General features: G+C 62.0%; 12 protein-coding genes. 11 read left to right on the forward strand and 1 reads right to left on the reverse strand.

The window, feature by feature from the left end; genetic code table 11:
* Positions 1 to 876, forward strand: an 876-nt coding sequence (locus ACI944_RS06800; RefSeq protein WP_411718298.1) for an MFS transporter, incomplete at its 5' end; no start/stop codon positions are given.
* A 147-nt stretch (positions 877 to 1,023) separates the two neighbouring features.
* Here the strand turns inward: ACI944_RS06800 and ACI944_RS06805 are convergent.
* Positions 1,024 to 1,671, reverse strand: a complete 648-nt coding sequence (locus ACI944_RS06805) for an FAD-dependent oxidoreductase (RefSeq protein ID WP_411718299.1) — start codon at positions 1,669 to 1,671, stop codon at positions 1,024 to 1,026.
* Between the two features lie 166 nt (positions 1,672 to 1,837).
* Between ACI944_RS06805 and ACI944_RS06810 the strand changes: the two genes are divergently transcribed.
* From ACI944_RS06810 to hemC, 10 genes are all read left to right on the forward strand, one after another.
* On the forward strand, positions 1,838 to 3,601 hold the full coding sequence (locus ACI944_RS06810) for a 2-oxoacid:acceptor oxidoreductase subunit alpha (RefSeq protein ID WP_411718300.1): 1,764 nt from the start codon (positions 1,838 to 1,840) through the stop codon (positions 3,599 to 3,601).
* 2 nt (positions 3,602 to 3,603) lie between these two features.
* A complete protein-coding gene (locus tag ACI944_RS06815) occupies positions 3,604 to 4,473 on the forward strand; it encodes a 2-oxoacid:ferredoxin oxidoreductase subunit beta (protein ID WP_411718301.1) in 870 nt (289 codons plus the stop codon).
* A gap of 84 nt (positions 4,474 to 4,557) precedes the next feature.
* A complete protein-coding gene (locus ACI944_RS06820; RefSeq protein WP_411718302.1) occupies positions 4,558 to 5,136 on the forward strand; it encodes a cysteine hydrolase family protein in 579 nt (192 codons plus the stop codon).
* Between the two features lie 56 nt (positions 5,137 to 5,192).
* Positions 5,193 to 6,497: an aspartate--tRNA(Asn) ligase gene (gene aspS / locus ACI944_RS06825; protein WP_411718303.1), complete on the forward strand. Its 1,305-nt coding sequence runs from the start codon at positions 5,193 to 5,195 to the stop codon at positions 6,495 to 6,497.
* A 74-nt stretch (positions 6,498 to 6,571) separates the two neighbouring features.
* Entirely contained in the window at positions 6,572 to 6,808 is a 237-nt protein-coding gene (locus ACI944_RS06830; RefSeq protein ID WP_411718304.1) for a hypothetical protein, read from the forward strand.
* Positions 6,809 to 7,406: 598 nt separating this feature from the next.
* On the forward strand, positions 7,407 to 8,483 hold the full coding sequence (locus ACI944_RS06835; RefSeq protein ID WP_411718305.1) for a metal ABC transporter substrate-binding protein: 1,077 nt from the start codon (positions 7,407 to 7,409) through the stop codon (positions 8,481 to 8,483).
* Complete coding sequence (locus ACI944_RS06840) at positions 8,480 to 9,262, forward strand: metal ABC transporter ATP-binding protein (protein WP_411718306.1); 783 nt, start codon at positions 8,480 to 8,482, stop codon at positions 9,260 to 9,262. The genes ACI944_RS06835 and ACI944_RS06840 overlap by 4 nt, the downstream gene beginning before the upstream one ends.
* Positions 9,262 to 10,251, forward strand: coding sequence for a metal ABC transporter permease (locus ACI944_RS06845; protein ID WP_411718307.1), 990 nt, complete (start codon positions 9,262 to 9,264; stop codon positions 10,249 to 10,251). Before ACI944_RS06840 ends, ACI944_RS06845 begins: the two co-directional genes overlap by 1 nt.
* On the forward strand, positions 10,223 to 10,402 hold the full coding sequence (locus ACI944_RS06850) for a FeoA domain-containing protein (RefSeq protein WP_411718308.1): 180 nt from the start codon (positions 10,223 to 10,225) through the stop codon (positions 10,400 to 10,402). Before ACI944_RS06845 ends, ACI944_RS06850 begins: the two co-directional genes overlap by 29 nt.
* A 200-nt stretch (positions 10,403 to 10,602) precedes the next feature.
* A partial coding sequence (gene hemC / locus ACI944_RS06855) for a hydroxymethylbilane synthase (RefSeq protein WP_411718309.1) occupies positions 10,603 to 11,290 on the forward strand: 688 nt, incomplete at its 3' end.

The following is an 11,290-nucleotide window of genomic DNA, read 5'->3' on the forward strand; positions in this document are numbered from 1 at the left end:
GCGCTCATTCTCCCGCGCGTCTTCGGCACCGGCTGGAGCGGGCCGCTGTTCGAGACTAACTGGCGGGCGGCCTTCTTTTATACTGGGATCGTATCGATCCTCCTCGCCGGCGTGTACTACGTGTTCGGCGAGGCCGCAAAGAGCGATGAGAAACGCCAAGCCACGAAGGAAAACGCGACGTTCAAGGGCTGGGTGTACACGGCCACGCGGTACGGGACAGTGGTACTCGCGGCCGCGTACATCATGTCGTTCGGGCTGGAACTGTCGATGAACGGCTGGCTTGCCACCTACTATCGTGAAGGGTTCAACACGCAGAACCTCGTGCTGGCGAGTACGTTCGCGGCGACGTTTTCCATCGCGGCCGGCCTTTTGAGGCCGTTCGGCGGTTACATCAGCGACCTGTTGGCCCGCAACGAGACGGATATTCTTCCGTTCTTTAGGGGTCAATACCGCGAGCAGTGGACGTTTCTCGGCTTATGTTTCATCGTGCTGATGATGTTCGGTATGACGCTGGCCGGTCTCTCGGGTGTCGTGATGAACGCGGTTGTCGTCGGCTTCCTCGTCGGTGCCGGCTGTGCGTGGGCCGAAGGGGCGATCTTCGCTCAAGTCCCGGCGATGTTCCCCGACAGTTCCGGTGCGGTCGCCGGCATTGTCGGCGGGGTCGGAACCGTCGGTGGTATCGTTTACCCGCTGGTCTACGCCGCACCGTGGCTCAGCAGCCTCCATCTGGGGTACTCGATCGTCGCGGCGTCGATGATCCCGATCGTCCTGCTCGGGGCGTGGGTGTTCCAGCCAAGCATCGCACCCGTCGCCAACAGCGCCGGGGTCCTCGACAAGACGGGCGAGAGCCAATCGGTCACGCCCGGCGACGACTGAGCCGAGGGACGCTGTATTTTTCGCGCCGAGTGTGGCGAGGAGTATGCCGACCGGTATGACGGCGCGCCGGTCAATACTCTGCTGGGTTCGACGATCGGACAGCAATGCATCCAGCGGGCCCTCTCCGGAAACGAAACCGTGGGGAGTTCACCCGAAGTTCTCGGATTTCGCCCCGTCGGGGTCACCCCCCGCCTCCGCGATCGCCGCCTCGGCGTCGGCGAGGAAATCGGCGAAGCCGTACACGAACACCGCCTCGCCGTCAATGCCGGAGTGTACGTCGCCAACGGCGTCGGTAAGAGCTGTCCCGTCGGCGAGCACGAACACGTCCGCTCCGGAGTTCGCGATCGAGGCGAGGCGATCCTCATGAATTGGGGTGTCGTCCTGGTAGACGACGGCCGCCTCGCCCCCGTCGGCGAGCGCGCGCTCCGCGATGGCGACCGCGGGTCCGACACCGGGACCGCCAGCGAGGACGACGACCCGCGGCTCGTCCTCGTAGTAGTTGTCGCCGAACGGGCCGGTGATAGTGACCGGATCGCCCGGCTCGACCGAGAGAAGGTACTCGCTGAACGCGCCGCCCTCCTCGGAGTCGTATCCGATCGTGAGTTCGAACGTCTCCCGCGTATTCGGCGAGGAGATGGTGTAAAACCGACCAACCGGCTCGCCGTCGATCGTCGTCTCGAGTTTGACGAACTGCCCGGGACGGGCCTCGAACCCATCGGGTGTCGTTATCTCGATGGCGACGGCATCGGGGCCGACATCGCGGACAGCGACGGCGGTCGTCTCGCTTGGGTCCATACCGTATAGAACTCCGTCCGGCCGCAAGGCGCTTTCGGAGCCAGCCGACGGCTCCGGGACCGATACCGCCGCGATCGGTATTTTCGGGCTGTCTCCCGGCTAAATCGTCCGCCGAACGACGGTATTCAGAAGGCTTAACGTCCACGGTGTTGAAGCCCGACCTAGTATGCCAACGGACCTGAACTGGGCTGTCGGCGGGGAAGCCGGCGACGGGATCGACTCGACCGGGAAGATCTTCGCCCAGGCGCTCTCGCGGGCGGGGCGCCACGTCTTTACCTCCAAGGATTTTGCATCAAGGATCCGCGGTGGATACACCGCGTACAAGGTACGGACGTCGGTCGACCGCGTCGAAAGCGTCGTTGACAGACTCGATATTCTGATCGCGCTCACGGAACGGACCGTCGAGGAGAATCTCGACGAATTACACGGCGACTCGATCGTCATCTACGACGGCGAGCGGTCGATGATGTCCGACTTCGAGGCTCCGGGTGAAACGACGGGGCTCGACGTCCCGCTAAAACGGCTCGCCGAGGAGGCTGGCGGGGCGATCATGCGTAACATCGTCGCGCTTGGGGCCGCCTGCTCCGTCTCCGGGTTCAATATCGAGTACCTCGACGAATCACTCGAGAAGCGCTTCGGCGGCAAGGGCGAGGCGATCGTCGAGAACAACAAGAAAGCGGCCCGTGCCGGCGCCGAGTACGTCGAAGATGAGTACGATCTCTCGACGCCGTACGACCTCGAGACGACCGACAACGACTACGTCCTCCTGAACGGCGACGAGGCGATCGGCATGGGCGCGCTGGTCGCCGGATGTCGGTTCTACGCCGGCTATCCCATCACCCCGGCGACGGACGTGATGGAGTATCTGAAGGGCCGCATCGAGGAGTACGGCGGGATCGTCGTCCAAGCCGAAGACGAGCTTTCCGCCGTCAACATGGCATTGGGCGGCGCCCGTGCCGGCGCGCGGTCGATGACCGCGACATCCGGGCCGGGGATCGACCTGATGACCGAGACGTTCGGGCTCGTCGCGACCTCCGAGACGCCGCTGGTTATCTGTAACGTCATGCGCTCGGGTCCCTCAACGGGGATGCCGACCAAACAGGAGCAAGGCGACCTCAACGGGATGCTCTACGGCGGCCACGGCGAGATCCCGCGGTTCGTTCTCGCGCCGACAAACATCGTCGAGTGTTTCCACAAGGCGATCGAGGCGTTCAACCTCGCAGAAAAGTACCAGACGCCGGTGTATCTGACCGGCGACCTCTCGCTTGCGGTCACCGAGCAGACGTTCGAGCCCGAGGAGTTCGACATGGACTCCGTCGAAATCGACCGCGGCAAGGTCGTTGACGAGGAAGCGATCGAGGAGTGGCAAAACGAGAAGGGACAGTTCAAACCGCACGCGATCACCGACGACGGAGTCAGTCCCCGTTCGTTCCCCGGCACCGACGGCGGCGCGCACATGTCGACCGGCCTCGAACACGACGAGTTGGGCCGCCGAACGGAGGACACAGAGATGCGGATCGAACAGGTCGACAAGCGCGAACGAAAGGTCGAAACCGCACAAGACGAAGAGGACTGGAGCCCCAGAGAGTTCGGCGATCCGGACGCCGACACGCTCGTCCTCTCGTGGGGGTCGAACGAGGGCGCGATCCGGGAAGCGATGACGATTCTCAACGACGACGGTATCGACGTGCGGTTCCTCTCGGTGCCGTACGTCTTCCCGCGGCCGGACCTCACAGAGGCGGTCGAGGCGGCCGAGGAGGCGATCGTCGTCGAGTGTAACGCGACCGGGCAGTTCGCCGACCTCGTCGAGCACGACACGCTTACAAGAGTGCAACGCATCAACAAGTACAACGGCGTCCGCTTCAAAGCGGACGAACTCGCCGAGGAGGTCAAAGCCGCTCTCGGCGAACCGACGGAGGTGGAGGTATAATAATGAGTTCCAACGTTCGATTCACTGATTTCAAGTCCGACAAACAGCCGACGTGGTGTCCCGGATGCGGTGATTTCGGGACGATGAACGGCATGATGAAAGCCCTCGCCGAGACCGGCAACGACCCCGACAACACGTTCGTGGTCGCCGGGATCGGCTGCTCGGGGAAGATCGGTACCTACATGCACAGCTACGCGCTGCACGGCGTCCACGGTCGCGCCCTGCCCGTCGGGACCGGCGTGAAGATCGCCAATCCCGATCTTGAGGTGATGGTCGCCGGCGGCGACGGTGACGGCTACTCTATCGGGGCCGGCCACTTCGTCCACGCGGTCCGACGGAACGTCGATATGACGTACGTCGTCATGGACAACCGCATCTACGGGCTGACGAAGGGGCAGTTCTCACCGACCTCCAGAGAGGACTTCGAGACCTCGACCTCCCCGGACGGGACGAACCAACAGCCCGTCAACCCCCTCGCACTCGCGCTCGCGGCGGGCGGGACGTTCATTGCCCAGTCGTTCTCCTCGGACTCTCAGCGTCACGCCGAGATCGTACAAAAAGCGATCGAACACGACGGTTTCGGCTTCGTGAACGTTTACTCGCCCTGCGTAACGTTCAACGATGTTGACACCTACGATTACTTCCGCGATGCGATCGTCGACGTCGGCGACGAGGACTTTGATCACGACCGCACCGACTACGATGACGCCAAGGATCTCATCCTCGATCGGGACAAAGAGTATCAAGGCGTCATCTACCAAAACGAGAGTTCGGTCGGCTACGAGAAACGCGAGGGCGTCGAGGAGCCCATGACGGACATTCCCGACGGCGCCCCCGAGGACGCGATGGACCTCGTCCGCGAGTTCTACTGACCACGCCGCGGTCGTTTTTGCTTGCACGCGGTGGACGCGAAGCACCGCGGAAACGGTTTTGTACCCCCGGTCGAACGGGTCGGTATGGCACTCGAACTCGATCCGGATTCGACCGCGGTTGTTGTCGTCGACATGCAGAACGGGTTCTGTCACCCCGAGGGCTCGCTGTACGCGCCGGGCAGCGAGGCGGCGGTCGACCCCTGTGTCGAGGTCGTCGCCGAGGCCCGCGAGGCCGGCGCGTCGGTCGTGTTTACCCGTGATGTCCACCCGCCCGAACAGTTCGACGGGAACCACTACTACGACGAGTTCGACCGGTGGGGCGAGCACGTCGTCGAGGGCTCGTGGGAGGCCGAACTCGTCGGAAAGCTCTCGCCGGAGGCCGACGACCTCGTCGTGGTCAAACACACCTACGACGCCTTCTATCGGACGGAACTGGAGGGCTGGCTCGAAAGCCACGGCATCGATGACCTCGTGCTCTGTGGGACGCTCGCGAACGTCTGCGTCCTCCATACCGCCGGTTCGGCGGGGCTACGGGACTATCGGCCGATCCTCGTTGAGGACGCCATCGGGGCGATTGAGGACGATCACCGCGAGTACGCCCTCGAACATGCGGAGTGGCTCTTCGGCGAGGTACATCCGCGCTCGGCGATCGAGTTCACGTAGCCGGCTGGGCCACCTGCTTTCCCCGTATTTAAGTCCGATCGCCCAGAATCGTGCGTATGGACGATAGAACGTATACGGCCGAGGCCGAACCGGGCCAGACGGCGACTGTCGCCGGGTGGGTCCACGAGATTCGCGATTTGGGCGGGATCGCCTTCCTCATTCTGCGCGATACGAGCGGTCGGATTCAGATCAAATTCGAGAAGGACGAGATGGACGACGATCTGGTTGAGACGGGGCTTGGGCTCTCTAGGGAGTCCGTCGTCACCGTGACCGGCGACGTGAAGGAGGAGCCGCGCGCACCGACGGACGTTGAGATCGTCCCCGAGTCAGTGGCGGTACTGTCGGCCGCCGACACCGAACTCCCGCTCGATCCGACCGAGAAGGTCGACGCGGAACTGTCGACGCGACTCGACAACCGGACGCTCGACCTCCGCCGGGAGGCGGGCCAAGCCATCTTCGAGGTCAGAGCCGAAGTGCTGCGGGCCGCCCGCGAGGCATTCCGTGAGGCGGACGCGACCGAAATCAACACCCCGAAGATCGTCGCTACCGGGACCGAGGGCGGCACCGAGCTGTTCCCGATCACCTACTTCGGGCAGGAGGCGTTCATGAATCAGAGCCCCCAGCTATTCAAACAGCTCGTCGCGGGCTCGAACGTCGAGCGCGTCTTCGAGATCGGTCCCATCTTCCGCGCTGAGGAGCACAACACGCCACGCCATCTCAACGAGGCGACCTCCATCGACTTCGAAGGCGCGTTTTGCGATCACCACGACGCGATGGACGTCTGCGAGGATGTCGTCGTGTCGGCCTACGAGGCTGTCGCCGAGAACTGCGAGGCACAGCTTGAAGCCCTCGAGATCGCCGAGGACTTCGCGGTTCCCGAGACCCCGTTCCCCCGGCTCAGCTACGAAGAGGCCATCGAGCGCATCAACGCGACCGGCGCGCTCGACGAACAGCTCGTGTGGGGTGACGACCTGCCAACCGAGGGCGAGAAGGCCCTCGGCGACGACGTCGGCGGCCACTACTTCATCACCGACTGGCCCGCCGAAATCAAGCCGTTCTACATTATGGACCACGACGATGATGAAACGCTCTCGACGGGGTTCGACATGATGCATCCCCAGATGGAGCTCGTCTCGGGCGGCCAGCGTGAACACCGCCGTGAGCAGCTCATCGAAGGCTTCGAGGCCCAGGGGCTCGATCCGGAGGCCTTCGAGTACTACACGAAGGTGTTCAAATACGGGATGCCGCCCCACGCCGGCTGGGGGCTCGGCGGCGAGCGCCTCGTCATGACGATGCTCGATCTGGACAACATCCGCGAGGCGGTGTTGTTCCCGCGGGATCGTCAGCGTCTGAGCCCGTAGGGCGCGGTTGGACTCGGCAAGACGCATAGAGGACTATACGAACGTTGATGTGTGTCACTGTCGGAACGAACCCTATGGACGAGACAGATCCCGACGAGCGAGCCCAGGAGTTGAAGCGACTGCTCCGAGCGGAACTCGACGACCGAGAGGACATCACGGACTACGAAATCACGCACACGGACGACCCCGGCGTCCACCTGATCACGGAGGAGGCGGACGGGACGAGTCACTACCACGTCACGCTCGAACGCCACCCCGAGGGGAACACGAAGACGCGCTGGAACTACATAGGATCGGATCGGGACGATTGAGTCTCCCCGTCTCGATCCATACATTCGTTGACCTCCTCTCACCCCAAGCCGTGGGCTTTCGCCTCGCGATACTGTAATAGTAGCTCCGCTCAGATCCACCGCGCGCAGTCATGAGAGGAGCCTCGCCGGTCGTCGCGGGTCGGACTGCTGTCACCGGAGACAGTCGCCCCCGAAATATCCGGACACACCGGGTGCACACGGACATATCCGGATCCGACTCCGAGCGGTCACCACGTCGACGCTAACCATAGATGCGCCTTTGCGGTATGGTTGTCTGTCGACCACGCCAGGGTGTTGTATACATTGAGGAGGCCGGCCCTACTGCACAACCTCGGAGGATGATGTTGTGCGCGCCTTGATTTTGTCGTTGGAAAATAGGACGAAAAGAATCATACCGATTAAAATTCTCCGTCACCCGGTTGATATTCTCTGCACCAGTCGCAAACTAGCTACTTTCGACACAATACCATATCTGAACCCAATCACTGCCGTTGCCAGCTAATTAAACACTATTCCAAGATCGACCCCCAAAGTTAGACAAGGCTAATTTAGATTTTAGACCAACATTATTATATTCTTGGTCAGCTCTCTTTTTCATATGATCGACGATGCGAATCGCAGTTCGCTACAACAACGGTTCTCACGGAGAACAGCGATCGCCGCCGGTGTTGGAGTCTTTACGTCTGGGTTGGCTGGCTGCATGGATGGAAATAGTGAGTCGACTGCAACACAGGGTGGCTCCGGAGGTGGAGGGCCGGTGGCTGTCGCATCCTTCTTCAGTTTCTATGATTTCGCCCTGAAGATCGCTGACGGGACGCCGATTGAGGTCCGGAACCTCATCCCGACAGGCCTTCATGGCCACGGCTGGGAACCCAACGCCAGCATCACCCGAGAGATCATTGAGGCGGACGCGTTCATCCACGTCGGACCGGACTTCCAGCCGTGGGCCGACCGTGCGATCCAGACGCTCCAAGACGACGGCGTCGACACCCAGCTCATCAATGTCCGGGAGGGGATCGAACTCGTCGGCCTTGCTGCCAGCCTCGATCCTGAACAGGAAGGCGTTGGTCAAGGCCGTGGACAAGATCCCCACTTCTGGCTCGATCCCGGCCGGGCCAAACAGTCGGTCGACAACATCACCCAAGGGTTCGTCGAACTCGCACCGGATCACGAAGAGACGTTCCGGGAAAACGCCGAGACGTACAAGACCGACGTGCTAGAACAGATCGATGCCGACTACGCCGACATCTTCGATCGAGCAGAGCGAGACGTCGTCCAGTTGGCTGCCCACAACGCCTTCCAGTACGTCGGGGTCAGATACGGCATAGAGATGCGGCCGCTGGTTGTCAATCTAGCCGCTAGTGGAGATATCAAACCGTCCGATGTCACCGAGGCCAAGCGGGTGATCGACGAGAACGGTATCAACTATATCGGCGCGGCAGTCTTCGAGACTCGGCGGCCAGCCCAACAACTGCTTGCTGAAACCCAGGTCGAAGCCTACTATCCGGTAACACCCTACGCAGGCGTTCGCGAAGACTGGGTCGAACAAGGGTGGGGGTACGAAGAAATTGCGTACAATATCAACATGCCGACCTTCGAGGTCATCCTCGGGAATAAGACGCCCGACGAAGTCGGCCCCGATAGGTGGAACGAGGAGTGGAGGAACTTCGAATGAGTACTCCACAGGCTACCTCGACAACTGCCCCGAGGCGGGACAGCGATACGCCGGTCATCGAGCTTGCTGATGTCGACTTTGGGTATACCGCCACGTCGGTAATCGAGGACATCTCGCTCAGCATCGACCCCGGCGAGTACGCTGCGGTCGTCGGGCCGAACGGCTCGGGGAAGTCGACGCTAATGAAGCTCATGTTGGGACTGCTGCGACCCGATGAGGGATTCGCCCGGCTGTTCGGCAAACCTGCCCACGAGTTTGACGACGGCTCGCGGATCGGCTACGTCGCCCAGCACGCCAGCGCCTCCAAGGAGATGCCTATCACCGTCCGCGAGGTTGTCAAAATGGGCCGGTTCCCCCATGTCGGCTTCGGTCGGCTCTCGGACGGTGACTGGGAGGTCGTCGACCGTGCGCTCGAAACGGTCGGGATGACTGCGTTCGCCAACCGGCGGGTGACTCAGCTGTCCGGTGGCCAGCGGCAGCGGGCGTTTATCGCCCGTGCACTGGCCAGCGAAGCGGATCTGCTCGTCCTCGATGAGCCGACCGTCGGCGTCGATATCGAGTCCGTCGAAGCGTTCTACGATCTCTTGGACGCACTAAACAGCGAGGGAATTACGGTGTTGCTGATTGAACACGACCTGAGTGCGGTCACCGAGCACGCCGAGCGCGTCATCTGTCTCAATCGTGAGGTCTACTTCGACGGCTCCACCGAGGAGTTCGTTGAGAGTGACGCACTCGCGCGAGCCTTCGGAACCGCAGCGAATTTTCTTGGAGGTGACTGATGCAGTCGCCACCGTTCCTACAGGTAGGCGCGTTCGGTCCACTCTACTGGATCCTCGATCTCTGGTCAGGGCTCATGTCGTGGCTTGCGGGGGCGACTGGTCTCGAAATGCTCCAGTACGGGTTCATGCACCGGGCGATCCTCGTTGGACTCTGTATCGGCGTGATGGCTCCGCTTATCGGGACATTCCTCGTCCACCGGCAGCTTGCACTTATTGGTGATGCGCTCGCCCACACCGGTTTCGCGGGCGTTGCCGTCGGACTGTTCGTCAATGCTGTTTTCGACCTCGGAGTCTCACCGTACTTCACGGCGGTCGTCGTGGCGATGATCGCAGCGCTGCTCATCGAGTTGATTTCTGAGGTGACCGACGCCTACAACGACGTCTCGATGGCAATCGTGCTGTCGACCGGATTCGCACTGGGAACGACGCTGATCAGCATCAACGCTGGCGGGCTCGCAGTTGGAGTCAACCAGTTTCTGTTCGGGAACCTCTCGACAGTCTCGGCTGACAGTGCATCGTTGCTGCTGATACTGTTTGCAGTCATCGTCGGTGTCGTCGGACTCACACGCAACCAACTACTGTATGTGACCTTCGACGAGACCGCTGCAGCGGTCTCTGGGCTCTCAGTGAGATGGTATAACCGGATAATGGTCATGCTGACGGCGATGGTCGTTGTCGGTGCGATGCAGATCATGGGCGTCATCCTCGTCGCCGCGATGCTTGTCGTTCCGGTTGCCGGGGCCGCACAGGTCTCACGGAGCTTCAACGAATCCATCCTTGTGTCGATCGTCCTCGCCGAACTGGCAGTCATCCTCGGGATGGGTGTTTCCTACTACGGCGGGGCAACCGCTGGTGGTGTCATCGTCCTCGTTGCGGTTGGGATCTACGTCGTCGCCGTCGTGGTCGGGAAGCTCCAAACTGCGATGGGCGAAGAGTCGACGCCCGAAATGGGAAGCATCGATGTCGAAACCGATTCAACCACTGAGTGATGTCCCGGGATCGTCGCAGATCCGAGTTTGTCGTGTTCTGACGCAGGACAAAGGTACGTTGGACTATCTTGACTCGGTTGGGATTCGGCCCACAACACGGCTACGGCTCGAAAATACGACTCCTATTGGCATGGTGAGTGTACCGAGTTAGTTTGTTCAGCACTGATCCCGCCACATTAACGCTCTTCACCGATTCGGACTGCCTGTGGTGAGTGGCGGCGCTCTGCGGGATTTCGAGTTACGGGCGGATTTTGTATAGCGGCATACGATACATTCCGTGCACACCGGGGCGGCCCCGATCGCTCCGCGAAAGCCGAAGGGCGTTTCAACCGCGGTGACCGACACACCGGTATGACAGAGACAATCCGGTTGGCGACCCGAGGGTCCGATCTCGCCTTGAGACAGGCCCGGCGGGTTGCAGACACTCTTGAGAGCCGTCGCCGCGACGTGAAATTGGTCGAGGTCGAGACGACCGGCGACGCCGTCCGCGACGAGTTGATCCACCGTCTCGGAAAGACGGGCGCGTTCGTCAGGAGCCTCGACGAGAAGGTGCTCGATGGTGGCGTCGACGCCGCCGTCCACTCGATGAAGGACATGCCGACCGAGTTCCCCCCCGAGCTTGTCGTCGCGGGCGTCCCCGAGCGTGCCGCCCCCGAAGACGTCCTCGTGACGCCCGAGGGGGTCGAACTGTCCAGCCTTTCGAACGGCGCGACGGTCGGGACGTCCAGCCTCCGCCGGAAAGCCCAGTTGCTCGCCGAACGCCCCGATTTGGACGTCCAGCCGCTCCGGGGCAACGTGGACACGCGCGTCGAAAAGCTCCTCGCACCGGGGGTTCAGGTCGAGTGGAACCGTCGGCTTGAAGCGGACGAACGCGACGAGGAGGACGATAACGGCCCCTCATACGATCGCCCACCCGAGGCGTGGCGCGAGGCGCTCAGCGATATCGAACGGCGAGCGATAGAGCGAACCGTCGAGACTGAGTTCGATGCCATCGTGCTCGCCGAGGCCGGGTTGGACCGGATCGGGCTACTCGAAGAAA

It is taken from the genome of Natronomonas sp., assembly GCF_046710025.1.
Lineage (GTDB): Archaea > Halobacteriota > Halobacteria > Halobacteriales > Haloarculaceae > Natronomonas.

What these genes read in the sequence shown, in the direction of transcription:
- ACI944_RS06820 (WP_411718302.1), top strand. Translation starts at nt 4,558, where the DNA reads ATGGCACTCGAACTCGATCCGGATTCGACCGCGGTTGTTGTCGTCGAC.
- ACI944_RS06810 (WP_411718300.1), top strand. Translation starts at nt 1,838, where the DNA reads ATGCCAACGGACCTGAACTGGGCTGTCGGCGGGGAAGCCGGCGACGGG.
- ACI944_RS06845 (WP_411718307.1), top strand. Translation starts at nt 9,262, where the DNA reads ATGCAGTCGCCACCGTTCCTACAGGTAGGCGCGTTCGGTCCACTCTAC.
- ACI944_RS06830 (WP_411718304.1), top strand. Translation starts at nt 6,572, where the DNA reads ATGGACGAGACAGATCCCGACGAGCGAGCCCAGGAGTTGAAGCGACTG.
- ACI944_RS06815 (WP_411718301.1), top strand. Translation starts at nt 3,604, where the DNA reads ATGAGTTCCAACGTTCGATTCACTGATTTCAAGTCCGACAAACAGCCG.
- ACI944_RS06805 (WP_411718299.1), bottom strand. Translation starts at nt 1,671, where the DNA reads ATGGACCCAAGCGAGACGACCGCCGTCGCTGTCCGCGATGTCGGCCCC.
- ACI944_RS06850 (WP_411718308.1), top strand. Translation starts at nt 10,223, where the DNA reads ATGTCGAAACCGATTCAACCACTGAGTGATGTCCCGGGATCGTCGCAG.
- ACI944_RS06835 (WP_411718305.1), top strand. Translation starts at nt 7,407, where the DNA reads ATGATCGACGATGCGAATCGCAGTTCGCTACAACAACGGTTCTCACGG.
- ACI944_RS06840 (WP_411718306.1), top strand. Translation starts at nt 8,480, where the DNA reads ATGAGTACTCCACAGGCTACCTCGACAACTGCCCCGAGGCGGGACAGC.
- aspS (WP_411718303.1), top strand. Translation starts at nt 5,193, where the DNA reads ATGGACGATAGAACGTATACGGCCGAGGCCGAACCGGGCCAGACGGCG.